This is a genomic window from Methylobacterium litchii (assembly GCF_038442315.1).
GTDB lineage: Bacteria > Pseudomonadota > Alphaproteobacteria > Rhizobiales > Beijerinckiaceae > Methylobacterium > Methylobacterium litchii.
The window spans coordinates 13976-39878 of record NZ_JBBXMY010000009.1 but is presented as its reverse complement, the minus strand read 5'-3'; the positions used below and the strand labels follow the sequence as shown (position 1 = coordinate 39878).

General features: G+C 67.4%; 27 protein-coding genes and 2 pseudogenes. 19 read left to right on the top strand and 10 right to left on the bottom strand.

The window, feature by feature from the left end; genetic code table 11:
* The first annotated feature begins 171 nt into the window (after positions 1-171).
* From AAHF99_RS16680 to AAHF99_RS16615, 14 genes are all read left to right on the top strand, one after another.
* The gene (locus tag AAHF99_RS16680) at positions 172-2061 is read left to right on the top strand and encodes a methanol/ethanol family PQQ-dependent dehydrogenase (protein WP_412759902.1); all 1890 of its coding nucleotides are present in this window, start codon (positions 172-174) and stop codon (positions 2059-2061) included.
* A gap of 136 nt (positions 2062-2197) precedes the next feature.
* Positions 2198-3112, top strand: a complete 915-nt coding sequence (gene moxJ / locus AAHF99_RS16675) for a methanol oxidation system protein MoxJ (protein ID WP_342165637.1) — start codon at positions 2198-2200, stop codon at positions 3110-3112.
* Between the two features lie 45 nt (positions 3113-3157).
* Positions 3158-3754: a cytochrome c(L), periplasmic gene (gene moxG / locus AAHF99_RS16670; RefSeq protein ID WP_243952231.1), complete on the top strand. Its 597-nt coding sequence runs from the start codon at positions 3158-3160 to the stop codon at positions 3752-3754.
* Positions 3755-3837: 83 nt separating this feature from the next.
* On the top strand, positions 3838-4131 hold the full coding sequence (locus AAHF99_RS16665) for a methanol dehydrogenase [cytochrome c] subunit (RefSeq protein WP_243952232.1): 294 nt from the start codon (positions 3838-3840) through the stop codon (positions 4129-4131).
* Positions 4132-4214: 83 nt separating this feature from the next.
* Positions 4215-5246, top strand: a complete 1032-nt coding sequence (locus AAHF99_RS16660) for an AAA family ATPase (protein WP_342165636.1) — start codon at positions 4215-4217, stop codon at positions 5244-5246.
* On the top strand, positions 5243-6100 hold the full coding sequence (locus AAHF99_RS16655; RefSeq protein WP_342165635.1) for a DUF58 domain-containing protein: 858 nt from the start codon (positions 5243-5245) through the stop codon (positions 6098-6100). Before AAHF99_RS16660 ends, AAHF99_RS16655 begins: the two co-directional genes overlap by 4 nt.
* Before the next feature lies 1 nt (position 6101).
* Entirely contained in the window at positions 6102-6995 is an 894-nt protein-coding gene (locus AAHF99_RS16650; RefSeq protein ID WP_342165634.1) for a nonribosomal peptide synthetase MxaA, read from the top strand.
* A gap of 1 nt (position 6996) precedes the next feature.
* Entirely contained in the window at positions 6997-8040 is a 1044-nt protein-coding gene (locus AAHF99_RS16645; protein WP_342165632.1) for a vWA domain-containing protein, read from the top strand.
* Positions 8037-8666 carry an MxaK protein gene (locus tag AAHF99_RS16640; RefSeq protein WP_342165630.1) on the top strand — a complete coding sequence of 210 codons (630 nt, stop codon included), beginning with the start codon at positions 8037-8039 and terminating at the stop codon, positions 8664-8666. Before AAHF99_RS16645 ends, AAHF99_RS16640 begins: the two co-directional genes overlap by 4 nt.
* Positions 8663-9667 (top strand): vWA domain-containing protein, encoded by a 1005-nt coding sequence (locus tag AAHF99_RS16635; protein WP_342165628.1) that lies wholly within the window; start codon positions 8663-8665, stop codon positions 9665-9667. Before AAHF99_RS16640 ends, AAHF99_RS16635 begins: the two co-directional genes overlap by 4 nt.
* Positions 9667-10212 carry an SRPBCC family protein gene (locus tag AAHF99_RS16630; protein WP_342165625.1) on the top strand — a complete coding sequence of 182 codons (546 nt, stop codon included), beginning with the start codon at positions 9667-9669 and terminating at the stop codon, positions 10210-10212. The genes AAHF99_RS16635 and AAHF99_RS16630 overlap by 1 nt, the downstream gene beginning before the upstream one ends.
* Positions 10209-11150, top strand: a complete 942-nt coding sequence (locus AAHF99_RS16625) for a YncE family protein (protein WP_342165623.1) — start codon at positions 10209-10211, stop codon at positions 11148-11150. The genes AAHF99_RS16630 and AAHF99_RS16625 overlap by 4 nt, the downstream gene beginning before the upstream one ends.
* On the top strand, positions 11147-11662 hold the full coding sequence (locus AAHF99_RS16620; protein ID WP_342165621.1) for an MxaH protein: 516 nt from the start codon (positions 11147-11149) through the stop codon (positions 11660-11662). Before AAHF99_RS16625 ends, AAHF99_RS16620 begins: the two co-directional genes overlap by 4 nt.
* Positions 11663-11721: 59 nt before the next feature.
* On the top strand, positions 11722-12345 hold the full coding sequence (locus AAHF99_RS16615; protein ID WP_342165619.1) for a response regulator transcription factor: 624 nt from the start codon (positions 11722-11724) through the stop codon (positions 12343-12345).
* Between the two features lie 3 nt (positions 12346-12348).
* Here the strand turns inward: AAHF99_RS16615 and AAHF99_RS16610 are convergent, their stop codons facing one another.
* The 3 genes from AAHF99_RS16610 to AAHF99_RS16600 are packed head-to-tail and all read right to left on the bottom strand — an operon-like array spanning position 12349 to position 13536.
* Positions 12349-12705: a hypothetical protein gene (locus tag AAHF99_RS16610; RefSeq protein WP_342165617.1), complete on the bottom strand. Its 357-nt coding sequence runs from the start codon at positions 12703-12705 to the stop codon at positions 12349-12351.
* 21 nt (positions 12706-12726) lie between these two features.
* Positions 12727-13107 carry a hypothetical protein gene (locus AAHF99_RS16605; RefSeq protein ID WP_342165615.1) on the bottom strand — a complete coding sequence of 127 codons (381 nt, stop codon included), beginning with the start codon at positions 13105-13107 and terminating at the stop codon, positions 12727-12729.
* Positions 13108-13134: 27 nt separating this feature from the next.
* On the bottom strand, positions 13135-13536 hold the full coding sequence (locus tag AAHF99_RS16600; protein ID WP_342165613.1) for a hypothetical protein: 402 nt from the start codon (positions 13534-13536) through the stop codon (positions 13135-13137).
* A gap of 608 nt (positions 13537-14144) precedes the next feature.
* Between AAHF99_RS16600 and AAHF99_RS16595 the strand changes: the two genes are divergently transcribed.
* On the top strand, positions 14145-18068 hold the full coding sequence (locus AAHF99_RS16595; RefSeq protein WP_342165611.1) for an autotransporter outer membrane beta-barrel domain-containing protein: 3924 nt from the start codon (positions 14145-14147) through the stop codon (positions 18066-18068).
* 183 nt (positions 18069-18251) lie between these two features.
* On the opposite strand, the pseudogene AAHF99_RS16590 reads toward AAHF99_RS16595, so the two are convergent.
* Positions 18252-18506 (bottom strand): annotated as a pseudogene (locus tag AAHF99_RS16590) (IS481 family transposase); the annotation flags it as partial.
* Positions 18507-18869: 363 nt separating this feature from the next.
* On the opposite strand from AAHF99_RS16590, the gene AAHF99_RS16585 reads away from it, so the two are divergent.
* Positions 18870-21083: a TonB-dependent siderophore receptor gene (locus tag AAHF99_RS16585; RefSeq protein ID WP_342165609.1), complete on the top strand. Its 2214-nt coding sequence runs from the start codon at positions 18870-18872 to the stop codon at positions 21081-21083.
* 109 nt (positions 21084-21192) lie between these two features.
* Entirely contained in the window at positions 21193-21507 is a 315-nt protein-coding gene (locus AAHF99_RS16580) for a hypothetical protein (RefSeq protein WP_342165607.1), read from the top strand.
* On the opposite strand, the gene AAHF99_RS16575 is transcribed toward AAHF99_RS16580, so the two are convergent.
* The 4 genes and pseudogenes from AAHF99_RS16575 to nhaA all read right to left on the bottom strand — a co-directional run bounded on the left by AAHF99_RS16575 (position 21467) and on the right by nhaA (position 23995).
* Positions 21467-21850: a nuclear transport factor 2 family protein gene (locus AAHF99_RS16575; protein WP_342165816.1), complete on the bottom strand. Its 384-nt coding sequence runs from the start codon at positions 21848-21850 to the stop codon at positions 21467-21469. The two genes, AAHF99_RS16580 and AAHF99_RS16575, sit on opposite strands and share 41 nt — an antisense overlap.
* 182 nt (positions 21851-22032) lie before the next feature.
* Positions 22033-22309 (bottom strand): annotated as a pseudogene (locus tag AAHF99_RS16570) (helix-turn-helix domain-containing protein); the annotation flags it as partial.
* A gap of 251 nt (positions 22310-22560) precedes the next feature.
* Complete coding sequence (locus AAHF99_RS16565; protein WP_342165605.1) at positions 22561-22758, bottom strand: hypothetical protein; 198 nt, start codon at positions 22756-22758, stop codon at positions 22561-22563.
* A gap of 37 nt (positions 22759-22795) precedes the next feature.
* Positions 22796-23995, bottom strand: coding sequence for a Na+/H+ antiporter NhaA (gene nhaA / locus AAHF99_RS16560; RefSeq protein ID WP_342165603.1), 1200 nt, complete (start codon positions 23993-23995; stop codon positions 22796-22798).
* 330 nt (positions 23996-24325) lie between these two features.
* Here nhaA and AAHF99_RS16555 point away from each other — a divergent pair, with 330 nt between their 5' ends.
* The gene (locus tag AAHF99_RS16555; protein WP_342165601.1) at positions 24326-24559 is read left to right on the top strand and encodes a hypothetical protein; all 234 of its coding nucleotides are present in this window, start codon (positions 24326-24328) and stop codon (positions 24557-24559) included.
* 13 nt (positions 24560-24572) lie between these two features.
* On the opposite strand, the gene AAHF99_RS16550 is transcribed toward AAHF99_RS16555, so the two are convergent.
* Positions 24573-25235, bottom strand: coding sequence for a hypothetical protein (locus AAHF99_RS16550; protein ID WP_342165599.1), 663 nt, complete (start codon positions 25233-25235; stop codon positions 24573-24575).
* Between the two features lie 16 nt (positions 25236-25251).
* On the opposite strand from AAHF99_RS16550, the gene AAHF99_RS16545 reads away from it, so the two are divergent.
* Positions 25252-25431 (top strand): hypothetical protein, encoded by a 180-nt coding sequence (locus AAHF99_RS16545; RefSeq protein WP_342165597.1) that lies wholly within the window; start codon positions 25252-25254, stop codon positions 25429-25431.
* On the opposite strand, the gene AAHF99_RS16540 is transcribed toward AAHF99_RS16545, so the two are convergent.
* Positions 25418-25879 (bottom strand): PTS sugar transporter subunit IIA, encoded by a 462-nt coding sequence (locus AAHF99_RS16540; protein WP_342165595.1) that lies wholly within the window; start codon positions 25877-25879, stop codon positions 25418-25420. The two genes, AAHF99_RS16545 and AAHF99_RS16540, sit on opposite strands and share 14 nt — an antisense overlap.
* Positions 25880-25903 lie beyond the last annotated feature (24 nt).

Genomic DNA, 25903 nt, shown 5'->3' with positions numbered 1-25903 from the left:
TGTAAAAATGACAAGCGATTGCGGTTGTAATAAGTCTTTTATAAGAAGCTTGCTTCTGTAAGTTCTTGTAATCGACGAGCAGCCACAGAGATGGACTTGGTGTTTGTCTCGCATCGCACAAACATCTGCCGCGAGGCCTGAAGGCGCGGCGGCTTGGCGAGGAGATGCACAATGAGATTGGGAAGGCTTTCACGGTCGGTGTCGATCCTGACCCTGGCCCTGGCCACGCCGGTCGGTCTGGTGGGGGGCGCCAGCGCCAACGACAAGCTCGTCGAGATGTCGAAAAGCGACGACAACTGGGTGATGCCCGGTAAGAACTATGACTCGAACAATTTCAGCGATCTGACTCAGGTCAACAAGACCAACGTCAAGCAGCTGAAGCCGGCCTGGACGTTCTCGACCGGCCTGCTCAACGGCCACGAGGGTGCGCCCCTGGTCGTGGATGGCAAGATGTACATCCACACCTCGTTCCCGAACTACACTTTCGCCCTCGATCTGGACGATCCGGGCCATATCCTCTGGCAGGACAAGCCGAAGCAGAACCCGGCCGCGCGCTCGGTCGCCTGCTGCGATCTCGTCAACCGAGGCCTCGCCTACTGGCCCGGCGACGGCAAGACGCCGCCGCTGATCCTGAAGACCCTGCTCGATGGCAACGTCGCGGCGCTCAATGCCAACACCGGCGAGACCGTGTGGAAGGTCGAGAACTCCGACATCAAAGTCGGCTCGACGCTGACGATCGCCCCCTATGTCGTGAAGGACAAGGTAATCATCGGCTCCTCGGGCGCCGAGCTCGGCGTGCGCGGCTACCTGACCGCCTATGACGTCAAGACCGGTGCCCAGGTGTGGCGCGCCTACGCGACGGGTCCGGACCAGGATCTGCTGCTCGCCGACGACTTCAACATCAAGAACGCCCATTACGGGCAGAAGAACCTCGGCACGACGACCTGGGAGGGCGATGCCTGGAAGATCGGCGGCGGCACCAACTGGGGCTGGTACGCCTACGATCCCGGCACGAACATGATCTACTTCGGCACCGGCAACCCGGCGCCGTGGAACGAGACCATGCGTCCGGGCGACAACAAGTGGACCATGACCATCTTCGGCCGCGACGCCGATACCGGTCAGGCGCATTTCGGTTACCAGAAGACGCCTCACGACGAGTGGGACTATGCCGGCGTCAACGTGATGATGCTGTCCGAACAGAAGGACAAGGACGGGAAGATGAGGAAGCTCCTCACCCACCCGGACCGCAACGGCATCGTCTACACCCTCGACCGGACGGACGGCTCGCTCGTCTCGGCCAACAAGATCGACGACACGGTCAACGTGTTCAAGTCGGTCGATCTGAAGACCGGCACCCCCGTGCGCGATCCGGAATACGGCACCCGGATGGACCACCTCGCCAAGGACATCTGTCCCTCGGCGATGGGCTACCACAACCAGGGCCACGATTCCTACGATCCGAAGCGTGAAGCCTTCTTCATGGGCATCAACCACATCTGCATGGATTGGGAGCCCTTCATGCTGCCCTACCGGGCGGGACAGTTCTTCGTCGGTGCGACGCTGAACATGTATCCGGGTCCGAAGGGTGATCGGCAGAACTACGAAGGTCTCGGCCAGATCAAGAGCTACAACGCCATCACCGGCAAGTTCAACTGGGAGAAGATGGAGCGCTTCGCGGTCTGGGGCGGCACGACGGCGACAGCCGGCAACATCGTGCTCTACGGAACCCTCGACGGCTTCATCAAGGCCCGTGACTCGGACAACGGCGATCTGCTCTGGAAGTTCAAGCTTCCCTCGGGCGCGATTGGCTATCCGATCACCTACACCCACAAGGGCACGCAGTACGTCGCCATCAACTACGGCGTCGGTGGCTGGCCGGGCGTGGGCCTGGTGTTCGACCTGCAGGATCCGACGGCCGGTCTCGGCGCGGTCGGCGCGTTCAAGAAGCTCGCCAACTACACCCAGATGGGCGGCGGCGTGATCGTATTCTCCCTCGACGGCAAGGGTCCCTACGACGACCCGAACGTCGGCGAATACCAGCAGGCGGCCGTGAAGTAGGCCTCACGACGTTCCCGCCGGCCTTCGGGCCGGCGGGGCCCCATCCCGACACGACCGCCAGAGCCCCGGGGCACGCCAGTCCCGCTCAAGGGCCGGCGCGACGGCAACCAGAAAACGACATCAGGGATCGGAACTCATGCTGTTCCTCAGCGGGCCCTTGCGCGCGGCGACCTGTGCCGCCGCCCTTCTGACACTGGCGGCCCTGCCGCTCAGTACCCAAACGCAAGCGCAGGAATCCGAGGCGCAGGCCGACCGGACCGACTCGCCCAAGCTCCCGGCGGCGCCTCCGACAGACCCGTCGACGCTGCGGATCTGCGCGTCCGAGAAGCAGCCGCCCCTGTCCATGCGGGACGGCTCGGGCCTGGAGAACCGGATCGCCGCCGCCGTCGCCGAGGCGATGGGCCGGAAGCCGGTCTTCGTTTGGATCGCCAAGCCCGCGATCTACCTCGTCCGCGACGGCCTGGAGAAGAAGCTCTGCGACGTCGTCGTCGGCCTCGACAGCGACGACCCGCGGGTGCTCACAACCAAGCCCTACTACCGCAGCGGCTATGTCTTCCTCACCCGCGCCGACGGTGACCTCGACATCAAGTCCTGGTCCGACCCGCGGCTGAAGACGATCGACCACATGGTCGTCCCCTTCGGCTCCCCCGGCGAGGCGATGCTCAAGGATATCGGCCGCTACGAGGAGGATATGGCCTACCTCTACTCGCTGGTGAACTTCCGTGCGCCGCGCAACCAGTACACGCAGATCGATCCCGCCCGCCTCGTCAACGAGGTGGCCGGCGGCAAGGCTGCGGTCGGCGTCGCCTTCGCCCCGGACATCGCCCGCTACGTCAAGGACTCGACGGTCCCGCTGCGGATGAACCCCGTGCCGAACGACACGGTGAGCAGCGACGGCCGCAAGATGCCCCAGGCGTTCGACCAGTCCATGGGCGTCCGCAAGGACGACACCGCGCTCCGCGACGCTCTCGACGCCGCGATCCCCAAGGCGAAGCCGCAGGTCGATGCCATCCTGAAGCAGGACGGCGTCCCGGTCATCGCGACCAACTGACCTTCGCCCCCACTCCTCATCACATCAGAAATGCGAAATCTTCGGATGATCGGATCGACGCGTATCCTGACAATGGCGGCCGCCCTCGGCCTCGGCACCGCGGTGCTGGCGGGGGCGGTGTTGGCCCAGCCCCAGGCGGGCGCCCAGAGCGGCATCGTCTTCCGCAACATCATCACCGGCGAGGCGATGGACACCCACGAGGGCAAGGCCGGTGGCCGGGACACCCAGGCGGTCAAGACGTTCTTCCAAACGGGGCAGAACATTTACATCGACGACAAGTCCTGCTTGCGGAACGGCGAGAGCCTGTTCCTGACCTCGTGTTCGGGCTGCCACGGACACCTCGCCGAGGGCAAGGTCGGCCCCGGTCTCAACGACAATTACTGGACCTACCCGGCCAACACGGAAGATGTCGGTCTGTTCTCGACCCTGTGGGGCGGTGCCAACGGCATGATGGGCCCCCACAATGAGGACTTGAACCCCGACGAGATGCTGCAGGTCATCGCCTGGATCCGGCATCTCTACACCGGTCCGGTCAAGGATGCGGCGTGGCTCACCGACGAGCAGAAGAAGAACTACACGCCGTTCAAGGAAGGCGAGACCTTCGCCAAGGACGCCCCCGGCCAGTGCAAGCCGCTGGAGTGAGCGTCCGCGCGGAGCGACGTCCCGGCAAGGGGCGAGCGAACGGCCCTCAAGGCCGCCCTGGGGAGAGAACGAGGAGAGCTGACATGCGCAAGACGGTGATGATGGCGGCGGTGATCGCCGGTGCGGCCCTGCTCGCGGGCCCGGCCTCGGCCTATGACGGGCAGAAGTGCAAGGCGCCCGGCAATTGCTGGGAACCGAAGCCCGGCTTCCCCGAGAAGGTCGCGGGATCGAAGTACGACCCGAAGCACGACCCGAAGGAACTCTCGAAGCAAGCCGATTCCATCAAGGCGATGGAAGAGCGCAACAAGAAGCGCATTGAGAACGCCAAGAAGACCGGCAAGTTCGAATACGACGTCGCCAAGATCTCGGCGAACTGAGACTGAGCGGACATGGGCCGGCACCGGTCCATGTCCGCCTTGCGCATGCTCATCGGCCCGGACCCTGTCTCGAGTTGCGATCCATGAACCCTCCGCGCCCCGGCGACGCGATGCTGACAGACTGGCGGGAGGCGGCCGGACGCTTCGAGGCCGAGATTGCCAAGGCGGTGGTGGGCCAAGCCCGCGCGATCCGCCTCGTGACCATCGCGATCTTCGCCCGTGGCCACGTGATGCTGGAAGGCGATGTGGGCGTCGGCAAGACGACCCTCCTGCGCGCCGTCGCCCGGGCGCTCGGAGGCGCCTACGAGCGCGTCGAGGGCACGGTCGACATGATGCCGACCGACCTGATCTACCACACCTTTCTCGGTGAGGATGGCCGCCCGCGGATCGAGCCCGGGCCGGTGCTGCGGCAGGCCGAGGACCTGTCGATCTTCTTCTTCAACGAGATCAACCGCGCCCGTCCCCAGGTCCACGCCCTGCTCCTGCGCCTGATGGCCGAGCGGACCGTGACGGCCTTCGAGCGGGAATGGCGCTTCCCCCATCTCCAGGTGTTCGCCGACCGCAACCGGGTCGAGCGGGAGGAGACCTTCGAACTCCCCGCCGCCGCCAGGGACCGGTTCCTGATGGAGATCGGGATGGAGGCGCCGCGAGAGGCCGAAGCCCGGCGGGCGCTGGCCTTCGATCCGCGCTTCCACGACACCGACAGACTGATCGCTGAGGTCGCGCCGGGCATACTCGACCATGCCGCGATCGGCGGAATCGCGGGGGCGATCCAGCACGCGGTCGAGGCCACACCGGAGATCGAAGCCTACGTCGTCGCCCTGTGGGATGCGCTCCTGCGCCCGGCCGAGGCCGGCATCCGCTTGGCCGATCTCGACATGGGTCGTCTCGTCCAGGGGGGCGCCTCACCCCGCGGCCTCGCCTTTCTCGTCCGGGCCGCCCGTGTCCGCGCTTGGCTGGAGGGCCGAGCGTGGCTCGTGCCGGAGGATATCCGGGCGATCTTCCCGGAAATCATGGCCCACCGCATCTTCCTGGAGCCGGTGCACGAGCTGCGCCGGGCCGAGATCGTCCCGGCCCTCTGCCGGGCGGTGTTCGACACGGTGCCGGCCCCATGAGCGAGCCCCCCTCGGCCGACATCCTCTACCTGCCGCGCTGGCGGCCCCGGGGAAGCCGCCCGGGCGCGCATCGCGGGCGGGATGCCGGCGGTCTCGGCACGTTCCGGGATCAGGTCCCTTTCCTCAGCCTGCCGGATGCGAGGCGGATCGACTTGCGCGCGACCCTGCGCGACCCGTTCGAAGGAGTGCATGTCCGCCGCTTCGAGGCACGGGTGCCGGTCGAGATCTGGGCGCTGGTCGATCTCTCCGCCTCGATGCGCTATCGCGGCGCCGGCGACCGGATGGCGCTGGCAGGCGAACTCTGCGCTGGCCTCGCCGCCTCCGCGACCCGGATCGGCGACGGGTTCGGGCTGATCGGCTGCGACGCGGCCATCCGCGCCGACCTGACCCTGATGGCCACCCGCCATCGGAGCGCCGCCCTGGCCATGGCCGGCAAGTTGTCCGGAGCCCGCTGCGCGGCGGGCAGTCCCGGGGGGCTGTTGGAGGCCGCGCGGCTGCTGTTCGGGCGGCCCCGGCTCGTCTTCCTCATCTCGGATTTTCGCTGGCCGCCGGACCTGACCCGACGGGTCTTCGAGTCGCTGGCGCTCCACGATGTCGTGCCGGTCATCCTGGCGGACAGCGCCGAGGACGAGGGTCTGCCCGAATGGGGGCTGGCGGAACTGGACGATCTCGAAGGCGCCGGCCGGCGGCTGGTGTTCCTGCGCCCTTCCCTGCGTCGCCGCTGGATCGCCCGGGAGCGGGAGCGTCGCGAGGCGCTGACCGCCGCTGCGGCGGCGGCGGGCGCACGCCGACCCTTCGCCATGGTCGACCGCTTCGATGCCCAGGCGCTCAGCCGCCATCTGCTGGCGAACTGAGATGCGCTTCCTCGCGGTCCTGTTCCTCGTCCTCCAGGCCGGCGCCGCCGCGGCGCAGGTGCGCTCCGTCGAGGTGCGGGTGCCCCGTGGCTTTGGATACTTCCTCGGCGACCTCCTGCACGCCCGGGTCGATATCGCCCTCGAACCCGGCACCACCGTGCAGCAGGCCTCGCTGCCGCGCCCCGGCCCCGTGACCTACTGGCTCGACCTGCGCGACGTCGCCGTCGAGCGGATCGCGGGGGGCCTGCGCCTGCGCCTGACCTACCAGAGCTTTTACGCCGCCCTCGATGCGCGGCGGCTCGAAGTGCCGGGATTCACCGTGGCACTCGCCGACGAGACTCCCGGCGGCACCACGACGGCGCAGGCCGAGATCCCGGCCTGGACCTTCGGCGTCTCTCCCTTGAGGGAGGTGCAGCCGGAGAGGCGCGACGACCCGGCCGACTACCTTCAGCCGGACGGCCGCACGCGCCGCATGGACCCGGAGCCCGCCGCGATGGCGGCGCTCGGTTTCGCCGGACTCGCGCTGCCCGCCCTGGCGCTGCTGGCCTGGGACCGGGCTTGGCTCGGCCGCCGCCGGGGCCGCCCCTTTGCCCGGGCCGCCCGGCGCCTGCGCAAGCTCCCCGGAGGAGGGGAGGGCGGCTACCGCGAGGCCCTGCGCCTGATTCATCGCGGCCTCGACGAGACCGACGGGCGGCGGCTGCTCGCGGACGACCTTCCGGACTTCCTCGACAGGCACCCCGCCTTCCGGGGCGAGGGAGAGGCGCTGGCGCGCTTCTTCGCGGCCTCGCGCCGGGCCTTCTTCGGTCGGGCGGTCGATGAGGCGCGCGAGCTCTGGCCCTGGCCCACGCTGCAGGCGGCCGTGGGTCGCCTCGCCGCCGCCGAGCGGAGGGCGTGAGATGAGTGCGCACCTCGCCCTCTTCGGCTTCGCCCTGCCCCTCGCGCTCTGGCTCCTGCCGCTGGCCCTCCTGCCCCTCGTCGCCACGGGGCGGCGCAGACATGCGGTGCCCGCCGTCGCGGCGGCCCCGCCGGATGCGCTGTCCCGGTGGATCGGTGCCACCCTCACCCTCGCGGGGGTTGCCGCCGTCGCCGGTCTGGTGCTCGGGCTGGCCGAGCCCTACCGGGTCGGCGAGCGGGTGACGCGGATCGGCATCGGCGCCCAGGTCTCGATGCTGATCGACCGCTCGGGCAGCATGAACGAGACCTTCGCCGGGCGGCAGCCCTCCGGTGCGGAGGCATCCAAGGCCGCGGCCTCCCGGCGCCTGCTCGCGGGCTTCGTCGGCGAACGGGAGCACGATCTGTTCGCCGTCACGGCCTTCTCGACGGCGCCGATGCTCGTCCTGCCTATGACCGACCGGCATGAGGCCGTGCGGGCGGCGATCGCGGCGATTGACCGGCCCGGCCTCGACTACACCAACGTCGCCCGTGGCCTCGCCATGGCGCTCTCGCAATTCGGCACGGACAACGGCATCTCCCGCGTGCTGCTGTTCATCTCGGACGGCGCGGCGGTGATCGACCCCAGGGTGCAGGACCAGCTTCGGGCCGACTTCGCGAAGATCCGCCCGAACCTCTACTGGCTGTTCCTGCGGACCAAGGGCTCCCCGTCGATCCAGGACCGGCCGGAGGGCGAGGATACGCCCCAGGCCGCCCCGGAGCGCCACCTCGACCTGTTCTTCAAGAGTCTCGGCATCCCCTATCGGGCCTTCGAGGCCGAGGGACCGCAGGCAGTGGCCGACGCCATCGCCCGGATCGAGGCCCTGGAGCGCGATCCGATCCCCTACACGGAGGTCCGCCCCCGCCGCGATCTCACCGGCTGGGCCTATGGCCTTGCCGCTCTGGGCCTCGCGGTCCTCGTTCTCGCGGCGCTCGCCGAGGCAGACATGTCCGCGCGCCGCCGGGTGGAGCGCCCGGCAGAAGACGCGCCCCTGCGGAGGGCGGCATGATCGGCCTTTCGGAGACGCGCCGCGGATCGACCGCGCTCAGCTTCCCGTCCTTGCGGGGTGGGGGAAGCGTGTGGCGCCGCCTGCGTCCGCAGATCGTCGTCGCGCTGCCCATCGTGCTTCTTGGGCTGGCGGCGGCTTTCGGCTTCCAGGCGTGGCGTCAGGAGATGGCGAACCGCACCATCGCCGCACTCGAAAGCGGGCGGGACGTGGCGGTGGCGGCCGATGCCCCGGCCCCGGTCCTCGCGGCGCGGGTCGGGTTCCTGGCGGGGCGCGGACGCTGGGAAGAGGCCGAGCGGCTGCTCGCCGCCCTCGATGCCGTCGGCGAGTCCGGCGCTGTCGCCCGCGCCCGCTACCAGATCGCCAACGCCCGGATGCGAGAGGCCTTCGGCCTGCTCGCCCGGGGCGACCTGGGCAAGGCCGGGCCACAGGTGACGCTGTCCCGACAAGAGTATCGCCGGGCCCTGACCGCGATGCCGGATTTCTGGGACGCGAAGTTCAACCTCGACGTCGCGTCCCGCCTGATCCGCGACTACCCGGAATTGAGCCGGGGCGAGGGCGACGAACTGCGCGTCGAGCCGAAGAAGATCTGGACCGACATACCCGGCCAGCCGAAGGGCGGCCCGTGAGCGCCGCCCTGCCGCTCGCCCGCAACCTGCGCGCGCCGCGCTTTCTGGCGCTCGCCCTGGCGCTGGCGCTCGCCGGCGCGGCTCTGGTCGTTCCGGCTGTTCCGTTCACGCGCACGGGGGTCAAGCTCCTGGCGGTCATCGACATCACCGGCTCGATGAACGTCCGCGACTATGCCCGCGACGGCCGTCCCGAGAGCCGGCTCGATCGGGCGAAGGCCGCCCTGCGCCGGCTCGTGGCCGAGCTGCCCTGCGGTTCGCGGGTGGCGCTCGGCCTGTTCACCGAGCGGCGCCCGTTCCTCCTGTTCGAGCCGATCGAAACCTGCGGCGACTTCGCCCCCCTCGACGGCACCCTGGCCGCCCTCGACTGGCGCATGGCCTGGGAGGGCGACAGCCGCGTCGCGGCCGGGCTGTACCGGGCGATCGACATGGCGGCCGGGCTCGGGACCGACCTCGTCTTCGTCACCGATGGCCAAGAATCGCCACCGCTGCCCGGCGGGGAGCCGCCCACGTTCGAGGGCAAGCCGGGGGCGGTGCGCGGCCTCATCGTCGGCGCGGGCGGATACGCCCTCTCGCCGATTCCCCGCTACGATGATCGCGGCCGGGAAAAGGGCTTCTACGGCGAGGCCGACGTGCCGCAGGAGAACCGCTTCGGCCCGCCCCCCGCCGACGCGGAAACCCGTGAAGGCTACAACCCGCGCAACGCGCCCTTCGGCTCGGCCGCCGCCCAGGGCACCGAGCATCTTTCCTCGGTGCGCGAGCCCTACCTGAAGCGCCTCGCGGCGGCGACCGGCCTCGCCTACGCCCATCTCGACGGTCCCGACGACCTCGAAGGGCCGGTGCGCGCCGCCGCGACACCCCGGGCGTTGCCGGGCTCCCTCGATCTGCGCCCCGTCCTGGGGGGCATGGCCCTCGCCCTGGTGCTCGCCACCCTGGGCGCCGGCCAAGCGGACGCCCTGCGCCGCCGCCTCCCGCGCGTTCTGTCCCCCTCGGAGAAAACCTGATGGTTTGGTTGCCGCGTCGCGTCCTTCCGGCCCTGTTCCTGGCCTTCGCCGCCGGTCCCGCCCTGGCGCACGGCCCGACGCCTCAGAAGATCGCTCAGACGGTGACGATCAAGGCATCGCCCGACGCCGTGTGGAAGGTCGTCGGCGATTTCGGCGGGATCGCCTCCTGGCATCCGGATGTCGCCAAGGCCGAGGCGACCGGCGGCAACGCCGAGGGCGCGACGCGCAAGGTAACGCTCAAGTCCGGCGGGACGCTGGTCGAGGGCCGCGACGAGTGGAAGGTGCCGGAGCGGACCTATTCCTACCGGATGTCCGACCCCGACCTCACGGCCTTGCCGGTCTCCTCCTACTCGGCCACCCTGACCGTGACCCCGGACGGCGACGGCTCCAAGGTCGAATGGATGGGTCGCTTCTATCGCGGCGACACGGGCAACGAGCCACCGGACAACCTCAGCGACGAGGCCGGACGCGAGGCGATGAACCGCTACTTCGCCGACGGACTCAAGGGCCTGAAAGCGAAGGTGGAGGGCGGGCGCACGCCATGACGACCCGGCGGTCCTGTCTCGCCTTCCTGATCGCGCTGATCGCAGGGCCTGCGGCCGGGCAGGCCGTGGTCGTCGCGAGCCAGCAGGGCGCGCGGCTCACGCGGATCGAGGGCGAGGCCGTCACCGGGTCTTTCACCGTTCCCGCCTCGCCGGCGGTCGTGGCCGCCGACGGACGCGGGCGGCTCTATGTCAGCCACCCGGACGGACGCGCGGTCTCGGTTATCGAGCCGGACGGCGCGGTTCGCCGCCTGCCCCTGCCGGCTCAGGTCTTCGGCCTCGCGGTCGAGCCGGATGGAAGCCGTCTCTATGTCGGTGACTGGTCGGGCCACCGGGTGCTGTGCCTCTCCCTCCCGACCGGAGCCGTCGCGGGCGAAATCCCGGTCGGACCGGACCCGGCAGGCCTCGTTCTCGGCGAGCCTGGGCGCCTCTACGTCGCCGAGCGGGAGGGGCGCTCGGTCGGCGTGATCGACACGGGCGCGCTCCGACGCGTCGGGGGTCTGCCGGTGGGCGACGGCCCCTTCGCCCTTGCCTACGATCCCGATCTCGCCCGGCTCTACGTGGCGAACGTCCGCAGCAACGACGTCACGGTCATCGACGCGGCGGCCAGGCAGGTGCTGGCCACCATCCCGGTGGGGACGGCGCCCTACGGCGTCGCCGTCGTTTCCGGTGGCGGCCGGGTGCTCGTCACCAACCAGCACGCCGCGTCCGTCTCGGTGATCGAGGCTCGGGCGCTCGCCGTCTCCGCCACGATTCCGGTTGGTCGGTATCCCGAGGGGGTGGCGATCCTCGGTCGCTTCGCCTACGTCGCCAACTGGTTTTCCGATGACGTCTCGGTCATCGACCTCGCCGCCCGAAAGGAAGTGCGCCGGCTCCCGGTGGCCGAGGGCCCGCGCACCCTCGCCGTGGCGCGGATCGCCCCACCGGAGGCGGCACGATGAGGTGTCTTCTGCTGTCCGCCCTTGCGCTCACGGTCTCGCTCACCGCCTGCAACCGTGGCGACGAGGAGGCGAATGCCGATCAAGCGGTGGTCGCCCGCACGTCGGAAACCGATCTGCCCGCTTGGCTCACGCACAGCGACGGAACCGATCCCGGCCGATGGCTCGCCGGCCGAGAGGCGGGGCACCCCCTGGCCCTCGACGCGCCGCAGGTGCAGGCGATGCGCGGGAGCCTCGTCCGGGCTGCGGAGGGTTTCGTCGAGGATCGCCGGATGATCGCCAACCGCACCGTGCAACTCGGCCAGATGCTCGGCGAGGTCGGCAAGGGTGAGGCCTACGGGACGCTCCTCGACGGTTTCGCGCAGATCGCTGCCACCCGGGGCCGACACAAGAGCCTCTACGGCGAGATGTGCCAGCACTATTTCAACATCCGCACCCGTGGCTTGGGGCACGAGGCGGCGCTTGCCGAACTCTCCGCGCACGAGATGCGGCCTCTCACCCGGAGCACGCCGTGAGCGCCGGCCTCGACATCGCCCCGCCCCGGAGGGCCTCTCGTTCGCCCGAAGGAATCCTGATGGTCGACGATCATCCGGTCGTGCTTCAGGGATTCCGGCAGCTCGCCGAGATGGACGAGATCGGGCCGGTGTACGAGGCGGGCGATGTCGTCTCCGCCTACAGGATCTTCCACCGGCATCGGCCCGGCCTCGTCGTGGCGGACCTGTCGCTGGGAGAGGACGGGCTGTCCGGCCTTTCGCTGATCCGGCGGATCAAGGCGCTGGAACCAGCCACCCGCATCCTCGCCTTCAGCATGTACGACGACCCGGTCATCGCCGCCCGCGCGGTCCAAGCCGGAGCACTGGGCTTCGTGATGAAGGATTCGTCCGTCGAGGTTTTCCTCGAAGCCCTCGAGGCCGTTCGGACGGGCCGGGGATACCTGCCGCACGCAATCGCGACCGGTATCGCGATGCTCGATCTCGCGCCCGACCGCTCGCCCCTCTCGCGCCTCACCGCGAGGGAGCTCCAGATCCTGTCGCTGCTCGGCAAGGGCAAAACCTATACGGAAATCGCCCGGATCCTGACCTTGAACTACCGCAGCGTCGTGAGCATCACCGCCGTCATGCGGGTCAAGCTCGGCGCGGGCAGCCTCGCCGAACTCATCCACATCGCCCTGGGCCAGTCCGGTGGGAGGGCTGGGTGAGGGTCACCGTGGGAGGAAGATCCCCGGGATAATCCGGCCCTTCTCACCGAACAGCTCCGCGGCCTTTCCGCAATTTGCCGGCACATCCTTCTCGTAGGCGGCAAGGTAGGCGCGGGCCTGCAGCATCAGCGCGTCGCGATCGATCTCTGCGGGATCGACTCCCATCGACCGGACCGCGCCTTTGAAGCGTTCCGCGTCCGATTTGAGCGCGCTGCAATGGAGGTTCACGAAGCCGACGAGACCGGCAAGCTTGGCCGCGTTGCGCTTTTCCGCAGGGATGTCGCCGGCCTCCTGGCCCCGCGCGGCCGGTCCGGCCGCGACGAGCATAGACGCCGCCAGAAGCACAGCGTGAAACCACATGGGGATGATCCTTCTTTTGAATTACAGACCGGTGCAGTGGGCACCATAGAGGGCCCTTGTCCGCTCCAACGCCTGGTAATCGGCCATGCTGGCCGGATTACGGAGTTCCGGGCCCTCCGGAAGCCGCCCGGCTACGCCCGTGGCGGGGTCGAAGACGAAGGGCCGTGCGCCGGTATAGGTGCCCATCCGGTTGCGGACATCGACACGTCCGCACAGGACTCCGCTCCGGCCCATCCGCAGGCCGCTCACCCTAGCATCGGCGCTGCCGAGCTGCCTCTCAATCGCGGCGGTGGCGACACCCATGATCTCGGGATCGGAAGCCGAATTGGCGATGTCGCCGGCCGGCGCGTAACCGGCGCTCAGCAACGCTACGGAGGCGAGGAGGAATACCGCCCGACTCATATCGCCGATCCCCGCCGCAAGGCGCCATCACGGCTCTTCGCTGGAGGGCTGCGCATGCAGCGAGACACAGGTGCGGACCATGTCGCTCAAGGTCAGGTTCCTCGTGTCGCCGATGTTGGCCGTCTCCTCCAGGCAGCGCATGAAATACTCGCGGGTGAGATCCGGCGAGAGCGCGACCATCGCCTTGCCCATACGGTTGGTGAAGTCGATCTTGTCAGTGATCGAGGCCCGCGGCCAGAGCGAGGCGAGATCGTCCATCTTCAGGCGCGCCCAGGCCGGCCCCGACCCCATGGCACAGCAGAAGACAAGGACGAACGAGAGCCTTTTCATCGCGACTGCCTGCCCGTGGATGAAGGACGCTGCGTCGACCGCGCGAACGTCATGGGTCGGTGGATCCTGAATGGTCGGATCGCAGCGAAGCTCAGGCACATTGATCGAAGATAAGGTCGGCCTTCGTTGTGTCGAAGTCCTATCAATCCGTCGACCGCCCGAAAGTGGGTCTAGGGTCCCTCGTTCTAACGCATGTCGTCAAGGCTATTATTGCTAAAATTTTGCTTATGATGACTGACAATCAGAGGCAAGATATATTGCCATCTGGGGCTGCCACTTCTCCTATATAATACAATCATAAAGAATTCCCGATCGCCATTGCCGGTTGCAGGGATCGGTCAATGCAGGTGCGATTCGATTCGCCATCGAGAGCGGTCCTGCCTTTCGCGGGACAGCAAGATCGCCATCGCGCTCTTCGATCGGGGCAGGGCGTCACCTCTTTCGCCCTACGCCTAAAACTCCCGGGCGATCTTGCCGAATATCCTTGGCCAAATTTTCTACAGTATCCCGGCCGATCTAGGGATGTTTTGGCGCCATTCTAGAACTAAGTCTCATTGTTGCAACAGTTTGTAAGTCCGTGAATGCAGCACAGGCTTTGATTGCAACAACAGTTTGACGAAATTCAGCCTGCCAAATTAGCGTTCGATTGCGCGCAAGAATGCGCTGCCGCGTCATAAGCGGCCAACCTATAAATTGGGGGATACATCGTGATCAGTTCGGGCATCGGCGGATTGCGCCGCTCGCTTCTTGCCGGCGTGCCGGCCTGGGCTGCTGTCCTCGCCGGGGCGAACGTCACAAGCGCCGAAGCGGCCTGCGCCCCCGGGACGCCCACAGCGGGCCAGACGGTGACCTGCTCGGGCGCGTCGGCCGCGTTCATCGCGCCGGCCGGCGTGAACTCCCTCACCGTCGCCATCACCCCCGACGCCACCGTCGCGGCGACGCAGACCAGCGGCGGCACCAATCCGAGCTTCACCAATATCCGCGTGAACGGGTCGAGCATCGTCAACAATGCAGGCACAATCAGCAATGCTGCGGCGCAGAATCGCGACAACTATGGCGTGAACCTCGCCGGCGACCTCTCGACGCTCAACAATACCGGGACGATCACGCTTACCGCGCCCGCCGGCAACACCACGACCCGGGTTTACGGCGCCTTTTCCAGCGCGCCGGACGGAAGCCAGTACGCGAGCACGACCGTCACCAACAGCGGGACCATTTCGGTCACGCAGAACGGCAACGGCATCGCCCGGGCCATCTATTCAGGCGAGAACACCTCGCTGTTCACGATCACCAATACGGGTTTGATCTCGGCAGCGCGGGGGAGCACTGCCACCGCCAGCACCAACGCCGTCGCGGGAATCGATTCCGATGACGACACCGACCGGCTGGTCGTCACCAACGGTGCCACCGGCCGCATCACGGCGAGCGGCGCCAATAGCCGTGCGCTGAGCGGGCGGGCCGCACAGTACGAGATCACCAATGCCGGCGTGATCGGCAACACCACGCCGGGCGAGGCGGCGATCGCGACCTTCGCAGTGAATGCCGGCAACGCCGGCGCGACGACGACCCGCGCCTACAACACCGTGATCGTCAACACGGCGACCGGCGTGATCAACGGCGACGTCCGCAACACCGATCAGGACCTCCAGACCGCAGCGACCGTCGTGAACCTGCGCCGCACTGGGACGCTCAGCAATGCCGGCACGATCAACGGTAACGTCGCCTTCGGCGGCGGCAACCAGACGGTGACAAACACCGGCACCATCACCGGCAACATCAGCTTCCTCGACGTCGCCGACACGACCAACACCGTCAATCTCGGCACCGGCTCGGTCATCGGCGGGGCGATCACCGCCAGGGGCCTCGGCACGAACACCCTGAACCTCTCAGGCACGGGCACCTTCGCGGGCAGTCTGTCGGGCTTCACGAGCCTCACTCAGAACGGCGTGGGCAGTGCCTGGACCCTCGGACCGAACTCCACCGTCGCCATCTCCGGCAATCTCACCGTGGCCGGCGGGAACCTCACCCTGGCGGCCGGCTCGCAACAGAGCGTCGGCGGCCTGATCCAGGTCACCGGGTCCGGGGCGCAACTCACCAACAACACGGCGCTCGCCAAGACGGTGAACCTGTCCGGATCGAACACGAGCCTCGTCAACAATGGCACGATCACCGGGACCGGCGCCTCGGGCCGCGCGAACACTGCCGCCAACCGGATCTACGGGGTGATCTCGAACTCGACGGGGGCGGACTTCGCCAATGTCGCCGTCGTGAACAACGGCACCATCGCGGTAACCGAGAACGGGATCGGCATCTCCCGTGGCATCTATGCGGGCGAGAACATCGCCTCCATGAGCATCACCAACGCCGGCACCATCTCCGCCACCCGCGCGGCGGGCTCGACGGGGACCGCCGCCGTCGCTGCCGTTGATTCGGACGACGACGTCGTCGCCCTCACCGTCACCAACCAAGCGGGTGCGCGCATCGCCGCCAGCGGAACGAATGCCCGGGCGATCCAGGGCCGCGCGCAGAGCTACACGATCGCCAACGCGGGCACGATCAGCGCCACGTCCGGCGCGCAGGCCATCGTCGTCTCCGGCGCCGGCACTGCGTCGCTGACCAATAGCGGGATCATTACCGGCGACGTCCGCTTCATCGATGCCGACCCGCAGAACACCACCACCGCCAATCGGCGCAACTCGACCACGGTGAACACCGGCACGATCAACGGCAACCTGGCCTATGGGATGGGTAACCAGACCCTGACCAATACCGGCACGATCAGCGGATCGATCACTTTCGCGGACGTCGCCACCAGCCGCAACAGAGTCACCCTCGGCACCGGATCGGTGGTCGGCGGTGCGATCACGGCGACGGGGCGCGGCACGAACGCCCTCACCCTCACGGGCACGGGGACGCTGGCGAGCAACGTGGCGGGCTTCTCCACCCTCACACAGACGGACGGCGCCTGGACCCTGGCCTCGGGCACGACCCAGACCTTCTCCGGCGGCGCGACGGTGGCCGGGGGCGCCCTCACCGTGAACTCCGCGCTCAACGCGGCGACACAGGTCGCGTCCGGCGCGACGCTCGGCGGGGCGGGCACGATCACGGGCGCGGTGACCAATGCGGGCACCGTTGCCCCGGGCAGCGCCGCTGCGCCTTACGGCACGCTGACCGTCGCGGGCAACTACATGCAAGCGCCGGGCGGCACCCTCGCCATCGCGGTGGCGCCGGGCGCCAACGCGCAGCTGGCTGTGACCGGTCGGGCGCAGCTCGACGGCGCCCTCGTCCTGAACGGGGCCGCCGGAACCTACGTGCCGGGCACCACCTACACCGTTCTGACCGCCGGTTCGACGACGGGGGCCTTCACCTCGGTCTCCTCGACGGGGCTTCCGACGCTTCTGGCTGCGGCCCTGGCCTCGAATGGCAATGCCACGACGGTCACCCTCGCGCAGCAGAGTTTCGCCCTCGTCGCCCGGACCGACAACCAGCGCAGCGTGGCGCGCGGCGTCGATACGCTGCTTGCCGGCAACCGGGCCGCGCTCACCGTGCTCGACAATCAGAGCGACGCACAGAATGCAGCGACCCTCGACCGGCTCTCGGGCCAGGGCTACGCCTCCGTGGCGGATCCCGTGTTGCGCTCCGGCCGCGCCTTCGGCAGCCAGATGATGAACCGCGCTTATGCGGCGGGCAGTGAGGCCGGATCGACCGGCTTCGTGCTGCCCCCGGCGGTCTATGCCGCCGACCTGCCCAACCGTGGGCCGGTACCGGCTCCGCGCTTCGTCGAAGTGAACCGCGGCTACGGCGTGTGGGCGACGGGCTACGGCCAATTCGGGAACGTCGATTCCACGGCCAACTCAGCGGGCCGTAGCGAGACCGTCGCGGGCATGGCGGCGGGCATCGACATGCATCCGACCATCAACACGGTCGTCGGCGTTGCGGTGGGCTACGGCTCCGTCGACGTGTCGCTCCGGCGCACCGGCGAGAGGGCGCATGTCGACAATGCGCAGGTTGGTGTCTACGGCGGCTACACGGACGGGGCGTTCTACGCCAACGGCGCCCTGGGCTATGCCCGCGCCGAGGGCCGCGTGAACCGTTCCCTTGGCCTGCCGCAACTCCAGCCCGGCGGCGCCCAGGGTGATATCGGCGGCGACCAATTCATCGCGGCAGGTGAACTCGGCTACCGGGTGCCCGTCGCCACTGCGACGCAGATCGTCCCCCTCGTCGGTTATCAGGTGAACACGTTCAGCCAGGATCGCGTCCGCGAGACCGGCGGCGGCCTGTTCGACCTGACCGTCGCGGGCAAGGACTTCCTGTCCGCGCGGACACTGGTCGGTGGACGGATCGAGACGGCCACGGCCGTCGCGGGCAAGCCCGTCTCGCTCTGGGTGAAGGCGGCCTACGTCCATGACTTCGCGGACGTGAACCGGACGATCAGCGCGAGCTTCACGCTGGCGCCGACCGTGCCGTTCCTCGTGACCGGACGGCGGCTCGACCGGGACCGCGCCCTCGTCTCGGCGGGTCTCGGCATGGAGTTCGCCCCCCGCCTCCAGGGCTTCGTCGCCTACGACGCGGAACTCGCCTCCAGCGACACGATCCAGGCGGTCCGTGGCGGGGTGCGCTACGCCTTCTGATTGGGATCAGCCGTATCGCGAAGAAGTGGTCACGAGCTTTGGACGGTGAGGACCGGGCGAACAACACCGTCTGCCCGGTCCTTGGAGACGACGATAGACCGTCACCGTTCGCGAAGCCGTGCAGAAGGGTCGATCTGGCGCGACGATAGGGGAGTCGAGGCCTTTCGGTCCCACGGAACGTCCGTGCGGGATCGTGGCCCGCAGCGCGTAGACGCAGTCGTCCAGCGACAAAGGTCTGTGACGACGAAAGGCGACGACGAACGATTCATCCTCGGGCGACAGCACCGTCGAATGCGGTTCCCTCGCACCAGTGCGCTGGACGGTTACCGAGGTCCGCTGCCGCCACTTGGCGACCGTCTCCTGGTTGATCCCGTCGCGCTATGAGAGTGCTCTCAGTCTCGCTTCACTATGCTGGATCACTTGACTGATTGCCTCAATCGTCGTGGCGCTGCCGTGAAGTTAGCCCATAGCGCGTCCCTCCGCTTCGATGTGTAGACTGCACCATCAAACTCTGGGATCAAACATCTAGCTCAAGGCTTGAACACGGAGCATCGACTAAGTCCTTCTCTGCAACTATCGACTGATCCACACCGATGTACTGAAGTTCACTCTCAGCTCGATCCCGCAGAAATGACACGATTTTCGATGGACAAGCCCTGCCCATAATCCCCAGCTTAGAACAACTTCAGATTTGAACCGATGTAAACGTGTCATTTATAACACTTTTCTTTCTTGATCGCGGAGTGGTCGACGGCGATGACTTCGGTACTGCGCCGCTTATGGCGCGTGCCTGCGTGATCCATGTCTCAACGCTTTTCGCTCCTCCCTGTCGTTCTCTCTTCCACTATCCTCGTCGGTCCGGCAGCCGCGCAGAATGCCGTGCAGCTCAACGAGCTGTCGGTCGAGGCAGCGGCGCCTGGTAATTCCGCTCCCGCGCCCAGCCCGGGGGGACTCAATCTCAGTGCCGGCGACGGCGGAACGGCAGCCACGAGTGGCGGCGGCGGTGGCCCCTCTGGGGTCACGGGCTATACGGCTCGAGTCTCGACTGCCGCGACGAAGACCAACACCCCCTTGATCGAGGCGCCTCAATCAGTCTCGGTGGTCACCCGTGAGCAACTGAACGACCGCAACGTCCAAACCTTTACGGACGCGGTCAATTACGTGCCGGGCGCCATCTCTGCCCGATCTGGTTTTGATCCACGCTTCGACCAGATTTTTATCCGCGGCTTCGACGTGTTGACGAATCAAGGCATCTACCGCGACGGTCTGCGTGTGATCGGCAGCGGCTTCGCCTACCCGAAGAGCGAGCCTTATGGCGCGGAGGCGCTCACCATTCTGCGGGGTCCGGCGTCCGGCCTCTACGGCCTCGGCTCACCCGGCGGCATCCTCGACATCACGAGCAAGCGCCCCGTCTTCGTGCCGTTCGGTGAGGTCCAGTTTCAGGCCGGCAGCTTCGACCGCTTTCAGGGCAATTTCGACTTTGGAGGTCCGATCGCTGGCTCGGATGGCACCATGGCCTATCGCCTCACCGGCGTGCGCCGCGAGGCGGGCACATTCATCGGCCTCGGTACCAGAGACGACCAATTCAACATCGCGCCCGCCTTCACTTGGAAGCCATCGGCCGACACCACCTTCACGTTCCTGAGTGAGTTCCAAATCACCAATACGCCGGCGGCGACGTTCTTCTATAATGACCCAGGCTTCCAGGTGACCAACTTCTATCAGGGTGACCCGCGCTTCATTGGCCTGGACCAAACGCAGTACCGGGTCGGCTACGCCTTCGAGCACTTTTTCACGCCCGATCTCGTTTTCCGCCAGAACTTCCGGCACTACGGCCTGTTCCTCAGCGGCAAGTACGTTGACATCAACAACATCAACGCTGAGCGCACTATCGGCACGCGTGACACCGGCTATATTCGCGAAGGGCTGGTGCAGCAAACTTTGGATAATCAGCTGGAGGCACGCTTCGCTACTGGTCCCATCGGTCACACCGTGGTCGGCGGCGTCGACTATGCCCGATACAGCCTAAGCCAGCGACTCGGGTTCGGCTTGGCCCCGGACCTGAACCTCGTCACGCGGAACTACGGCCAGCAGTTCATCCCGACGCCAGCCCTGGGATCCGCCTCGCGCCAGACGCAGGACCAGATCGGCGTCTACCTGCAGGATCAGGCCAAGTTCGGCGACTTCATCCTGACACTCAATGGGCGCCACGATTGGGTTTCCCAAGACAGCTTCGCCACACCTGACAGTCCGGTCTCGCGCCAGGATAACACCGCTTTTACCGGCCGCGTCGGCTTAGGCTACGTCCTGGCGCCCGGGCTCGTGCCCTACGCCAGCTACGCCACGACCTTCACGCCTCAGGTCGGCCTCGACCGGAACGGACAGGCGTTCAAGGCCGCCACAGGCGACCAGATCGAGGCCGGGGTGAAGTACCTGATCCCAAACACCAACATCCAAACAGCGTTCGCCGGCTTCGACATCAACCAGTCGAACATCCTTATCCCTGACGCAACCAATATTGCGTTTCAGACCGCTGGCGGTGCCGTTCGCTCGAAGGGCTTCGAAGCCGAGGCCACGGCCAACCTTGCGCCCGGAACGAACCTGACTATCGCCTACACGCACGTCGACATCCGGTTTGTGAACTCGACCTCGTTCACCGGCGAGTCTCTCAACGGGAACCGCGTATCCGGCATCCCCAGTGACACCTACGCTTCCTTCCTGACCTATGCGTTCCCACCTTCCTCGCCTCTGCGCGGTCTGCAAATCGGCGGTGGTATCCGCTACATCGGGTCGAGCCCTGCCGATGACCAGAACACTGTGCGCAACACCGCCGTCACGCTCTACGATGCGCTGGTCGCCTACGATTTTGCCGCGCTCGATCCAAAGTACAAGGGCTTCCGCGCGCAGATCAACGGCTACAATATCTTCAACCGGAACTACACGACCTGCTCGTTCGGCTTTTGCAACTTCAACCAGCCAGCGACGGTAATCGGCAGTCTGATTTATCGGTGGTGATTGGCGTCACCTTCGGCTGAGGATGGAGGCGCAGAGCTGCAGTGGGCGTGATGACCATGGCCCGCCCCATGGCGTGCCATGGTGACATGCCATGGCGTGGGAGGTAGCTGTGAGCGAGATCGACTTGACCCCAAGCTATCAGGACGCCCTCCGCCTTGCACAACTGCGCAAGCAGGCGAAGCGCTTCGGGCTGAAGCTGTCGAAGTTGCGTTGGCATCAGCCGTATGTCCGAAACCGCGGTGGTTTGCTCCCCCTCGATAGCCAGAACGACGTTGTCGCGGGCGCCGGCTACAGTCTCGATCTCGCATCCGTCGCGCGAATTCTATTCGTGATGGCAGATCAGATGCCACCATCGATGCCGCGACCGAGTAAGTATCCGAAATCTAGAACATCCCGTTCGGATTGGCTGAGGCATCCGGCATGATCTGCAGCACATCCCAGTGCTCCACGATCCGGCTGTCCTGATCGAGGCGAAAAATATCTATGGCCGCATAGTCATGATCACCCGGCCAGTGCTGAAGGCAGTGCAACACAACCAGATCGCCTTCAGCAATTGCCCGCTTGACCTCTACTCGCTTGCCCGGCCACTCGCGCGACATGCGCTCGAAATAGGCAACGAAGCCGTCCTTGCCCGTGGCGACGTGTGGGTTGTGCTGGATGTAAGTAGCGCCGACATAACGCTCGATAGCCTCGCGCGGACGGCAATCGTTGAACATTAGCTTATAGAACGCGATTACGTTCGCCTTGTTCTGTGCGAGATTTGGCATGCCGGCTGCGTTTGATGCTTTGAAGTCGTAGGCAAAGGAAAAAAGAGCACGCCTTGCGGGAGCAGGCAAGCGCTGGGAAGCGAACGTTCCCATTCTCAGCAATAGCTGAGTGCGATTCTCGCATTGATGTCGGCTCCGATGCATCCGCGGTCCAAAAGCGGGCCGGCAGAAACCCACCTTGCTCAAACGTTCGGAGGTGTAGGGCTCCGGGATTGGGCGCGCTGCTCACGGGCGTAGTGGATCGGCGGTCTGCCGACATGACGAGCAAAGACAGTGCTGAAGGAGCTGGAAGACCCGTAGCCCACGCGCTCGGCGACCTCCGCTACGCCGGCTCCCTCGCGACTGAGCAGATCCTTCGCCAGCGCGATACGCCATCGGCGTGACGCCCAACTCGCGCCCGAACCGTTCGAAGCGTGTCGAACGCGACAGTCCCGCTTCTCGGGCCAGGGCCGCGACGGTCTCCGACGCAATCGCTCAATGACCTCGGAAAGCCGTGGCGACCGGCTTTCAAGGGCGCCTGTCGCGTGCGGTCGCGTGAGTGCACTTGAATATGTCGTCGCCGTGAGGACCGGGATCAACAGACTTTCATAGACTTGCGGCCCGGCGACACGAGGGAAAATCCCACGCGCGCGTGTTTTTTCCGGTTCGGCGGGGCTTATTTTTCCTTACTTGCGGGCTTGGCCGTGCATGATGCGAAGAACGGCCACCGTTCACATGGCCGGGCACAATCGAACCAGGCCCACCACCACGTCGCAGGCGACGATCCAGGGGTTCAGCGGCAGGAACGAGGTGACGACCACAAAGGCGATGGTCGCCACGTCGAACACCAGCAGGGCGTAGCGGAAGCGGTGTGCGCGTCCGGTGTCCTCTTCGTAGAGTTCGCGCAGCGTCGCGGTGAACGTCGTCATCGGTCAGGGAGCCGGATGAAGGTGGAGATCAGTCGGCTCAGCGGTGAGACGGGCGGGCCGGGGCGAACCGGAGCACCAGTGCTCCGGCGGCCATGCAGGCGAGCGAGCCGATCAGCACGCCCACTTTGGTCTCGGCTTCGAGTTCGGGCGCGTTCGCGAAGGCGAGCAGACCGATGAACAGGCTCATGGTGAAGCCGACGCCGCAGAGCAGTGCGACGCCGTAGATCTGCCACCAGCCGGCATGGGCGGGGCGCTGCGCCAGCCCGAGCTTCACGGCCGCAAGGACGAGGCCGAACACGCCGACCTGCTTGCCCACGAACAGGCCCAGCGCCACGCCGAGCGTCACCGGGTCGAGGAGCATGCGCGGCGTGATCCCCGCAAGCGACACGCCCGCATTGGCGAAGCCGAAGATTGGAAGGATGAGATAGGCCGACCAGGGATGGACCGCGTGCTCCAGGATATGCAGCGGCGAAGTCGGATCGTCCGGCTTGCCGACGCTGAGGCGCAGCGGGATGGTGAGGGCGAGCAGCACGCCCGCGATCGTCGCGTGGATGCCTGAAGCGAGGACGAACACCCAGAGGACGATGCCGAGAACGAGGTAGGGCCACAGGCGCGCGACGCCGGCCTTGTTCATCCCGTAGAGCATTGCGAGCGTCGCCGCAGCCCCGGCTAGCATCGGGAGCGAGAGGTCCGCGGTGTAGAACAGGGCGATGATCAGCACGGCGCCGAGATCGTCGATGATGGCGAGCGCCGTGAGGAAGATCTTGAGTGAGACCGGCACGCGCGAGCCCAGCAACGCCAGCACGCCGAGGGCGAAGGCGATATCGGTGGCGGCGGGGATCGCCCAGCCGCGCAGCGTCTCGGGGGAGTGCCAGTTTACCGCCGCGTAGACGATTGCCGGCGCGGCCATGCCGCCGAGCGCGGCCAGCCCCGGCAGGATCCGGTCGGGCCACGTGCGCAGGCGCCCGTCGAGCACCTCGCGCTTGATCTCCAGGCCGACGAGCAGGAAGAACATCGCCATCAGGGCGTCGTTGATCCAGTGCAGGACCGAGAGCGGGCCGAGATGGGCCTTGAGGGCTGCGAAGTAGGTGTCCGCCAGGGGCGAGTTGGCGACGGCGAGCGCCAGCGCCGCGCTGGCCATCAAGACGAGGCCGCCGCCGGCCTCGCTGACGAGCATATCGCGGAACACCGACACGGGGCGGCGACGCCGCGGAACGGCTTGGGTGGTGGACGACACGGGCACGGGTCTCCGGCGCTGGCGGCCCGACCAGCGCTCGACCTACCGGTCCGAAATGACGGACCGCGCACCCTGCCGGGCCTATCGCATCGATCTGCAACAGGAACAACCCGCGCCCCGGATGATCCTGAGGTGGACGGGATTAAGGTACGCCTGCGAACCCGGCCCCCAAAGTCCGGTTCCCGGCGCATTGCAGGTGGCGTCGACGGGTTGCGAAAATCCTAACGACACACTCACGAAATCGGTGTCGCTTCCCGCTCGTACCCTTACGCGTTCGAGCCCAGCTTAGGGGCGCGGTTCCACGAGGACCGCGCGAACCCCAGACACACGATGTCTTCCATCATCCACGTCGCCGCCATCCACGCCGAGGCCCCTGCCTCGGAAGCCGCCCGGTTCATCGTTGGCCAGGACCCGGAAGGGCATTGGGTCGCCATCGAGACCCACGGACGGGCCGGCGGCCTCTTCCGCAGCCGGAAGGCCGCCGTCGACTACGCCGAGGACGAGACCGGCCACCGGCCCGACGCGGTCTTCCTGTCAGGTGAGCGCGTCGAACTCCACATCTGAGACCGTGCCCGGCCTATTGGAGCGGTCGGGCCGCGCCTCGCACATCGTTCCTGTCACCGATCCGAGTCGGAACCCGCTCATGCTCGCGATCAGCACCGCCGCCATCGATCCCGACGCCCAGGGGCGACGGCTCGCGCAGGCGTGCCTCGCGGGCAGCCTCGCCGACGTCGACCTCTCGGCCGTCACGACCCTGGAGGATGCTCAGGACCTCTCCGACGCGACCGTGCGGGCGCTGGGCTGGGCGCAGGTCGGCTACGCCCTCGTCGGCACGCATCCCGGCGTGGCGCGGATCCTCCGGCTGGACGCGCCGGTCGTCGGCCCGCTCCTGCGCGAGGCCATCCTTGAAAACGGTACGACCCTCCGGCTGCCGCGCGGCGTGCTTGGCGCCGGGGTGGGACTCACCTTCCTGATCGGCCGCTCGTACCCGTTCACCGACGAGGAGGCGACGACGGCGCGCAACGCCTACGGCGCCTGCGCCGCCTGCCGGCTCGACCTCCACGTCGTGGGGAGGCGCACCGCGCTGCCGACGGTACTCGACGCGCGGGCAGCGACGGCGGACCTCGGGCTGGAAGTCGCCCACGTGGCGGGACCGTGGATCGACGGCTGGATGAGTGCTGACATCACCGCCGGCGAGGCAAGCCTCGCCATCGACGGAAACGTGGTCACCCGTGGCCACGGGCGCGACGTCATGGGTGATCCCCCTTGCCGCGGTCGCGTGGCTGGCACGCCATCTCGCCGACCGTGGCTCGGGCCTGAACGGCGGCGACCTCGTATCGGTCGGCAGTTGCTGCGGCCTCGCACAGGTCCTGCCCGGTCAGACCCTGACGGCCCGGCTCGGCGGGCTCGGCCCGGTCTCGCTCAGGCTTTGCTGAGCGTCCGGGCGCCGACGACGGCGTGGAGCGTGGCGCCGTCGCGGGCGCCGCGAAGGGCGGCCGCCGTCTCCGGATCCCGCAGCCACCGCGCCACGCAGGCCAGGGCGTTCAGGTGTTGCCCCTCGCTGTCGGCGGGGAGCAGCAGCAGGAAGACGAGGTCGATCGGGCGGTCGTCGACCGCGTCGAAGTCCAGCGGATCGCGCAGCCGCGCGAGCAGGCCGAACGGGCGATCAATGCCTTCGAGCCTCGCGTGGGGCAGCGCTACGCCGTCCCCGACGCCGGTCGAGCCCAACTCCTCCCGCTTGACGAGCGGGGCGAGGATGTCATCGACGCCGAGGCCGAGCCGGTCCGCCGCACGCGCGGCCAGGCTTTCCAGCAGGGCCTTCTTGGAGGGCGCACGCAGGTTCGCGAGGACGTCCTCGGGCGCGAGGATTTCGTCGATGGTCATGGTGCCGGCCGGCGGAGCGTCGTG

Bases quoted from the DNA above. Each gene is read 5' to 3' on its own strand.
- AAHF99_RS16650 (WP_342165634.1), top strand. From the start codon at position 6,102: ATGCGCTTCCTCGCGGTCCTGTTCCTCGTCCTCCAGGCCGGCGCCGCC.
- AAHF99_RS16605 (WP_342165615.1), bottom strand. From the start codon at position 13,107: ATGAGTCGGGCGGTATTCCTCCTCGCCTCCGTAGCGTTGCTGAGCGCC.
- moxJ (WP_342165637.1), top strand. From the start codon at position 2,198: ATGCTGTTCCTCAGCGGGCCCTTGCGCGCGGCGACCTGTGCCGCCGCC.
- AAHF99_RS16640 (WP_342165630.1), top strand. From the start codon at position 8,037: ATGATCGGCCTTTCGGAGACGCGCCGCGGATCGACCGCGCTCAGCTTC.
- AAHF99_RS16585 (WP_342165609.1), top strand. From the start codon at position 18,870: ATGTCTCAACGCTTTTCGCTCCTCCCTGTCGTTCTCTCTTCCACTATC.
- AAHF99_RS16625 (WP_342165623.1), top strand. From the start codon at position 10,209: ATGACGACCCGGCGGTCCTGTCTCGCCTTCCTGATCGCGCTGATCGCA.
- AAHF99_RS16555 (WP_342165601.1), top strand. From the start codon at position 24,326: ATGTCTTCCATCATCCACGTCGCCGCCATCCACGCCGAGGCCCCTGCC.
- AAHF99_RS16645 (WP_342165632.1), top strand. From the start codon at position 6,997: ATGAGTGCGCACCTCGCCCTCTTCGGCTTCGCCCTGCCCCTCGCGCTC.
- AAHF99_RS16680 (WP_412759902.1), top strand. From the start codon at position 172: ATGAGATTGGGAAGGCTTTCACGGTCGGTGTCGATCCTGACCCTGGCC.
- AAHF99_RS16660 (WP_342165636.1), top strand. From the start codon at position 4,215: ATGAACCCTCCGCGCCCCGGCGACGCGATGCTGACAGACTGGCGGGAG.
- moxG (WP_243952231.1), top strand. From the start codon at position 3,158: ATGATCGGATCGACGCGTATCCTGACAATGGCGGCCGCCCTCGGCCTC.
- AAHF99_RS16565 (WP_342165605.1), bottom strand. From the start codon at position 22,758: ATGACGACGTTCACCGCGACGCTGCGCGAACTCTACGAAGAGGACACC.
- AAHF99_RS16665 (WP_243952232.1), top strand. From the start codon at position 3,838: ATGCGCAAGACGGTGATGATGGCGGCGGTGATCGCCGGTGCGGCCCTG.
- AAHF99_RS16615 (WP_342165619.1), top strand. From the start codon at position 11,722: ATGGTCGACGATCATCCGGTCGTGCTTCAGGGATTCCGGCAGCTCGCC.
- AAHF99_RS16540 (WP_342165595.1), bottom strand. From the start codon at position 25,879: ATGACCATCGACGAAATCCTCGCGCCCGAGGACGTCCTCGCGAACCTG.
- AAHF99_RS16610 (WP_342165617.1), bottom strand. From the start codon at position 12,705: ATGTGGTTTCACGCTGTGCTTCTGGCGGCGTCTATGCTCGTCGCGGCC.
- AAHF99_RS16620 (WP_342165621.1), top strand. From the start codon at position 11,147: ATGAGGTGTCTTCTGCTGTCCGCCCTTGCGCTCACGGTCTCGCTCACC.
- AAHF99_RS16630 (WP_342165625.1), top strand. From the start codon at position 9,667: ATGGTTTGGTTGCCGCGTCGCGTCCTTCCGGCCCTGTTCCTGGCCTTC.
- AAHF99_RS16575 (WP_342165816.1), bottom strand. From the start codon at position 21,850: ATGCCAAATCTCGCACAGAACAAGGCGAACGTAATCGCGTTCTATAAG.
- AAHF99_RS16655 (WP_342165635.1), top strand. From the start codon at position 5,243: ATGAGCGAGCCCCCCTCGGCCGACATCCTCTACCTGCCGCGCTGGCGG.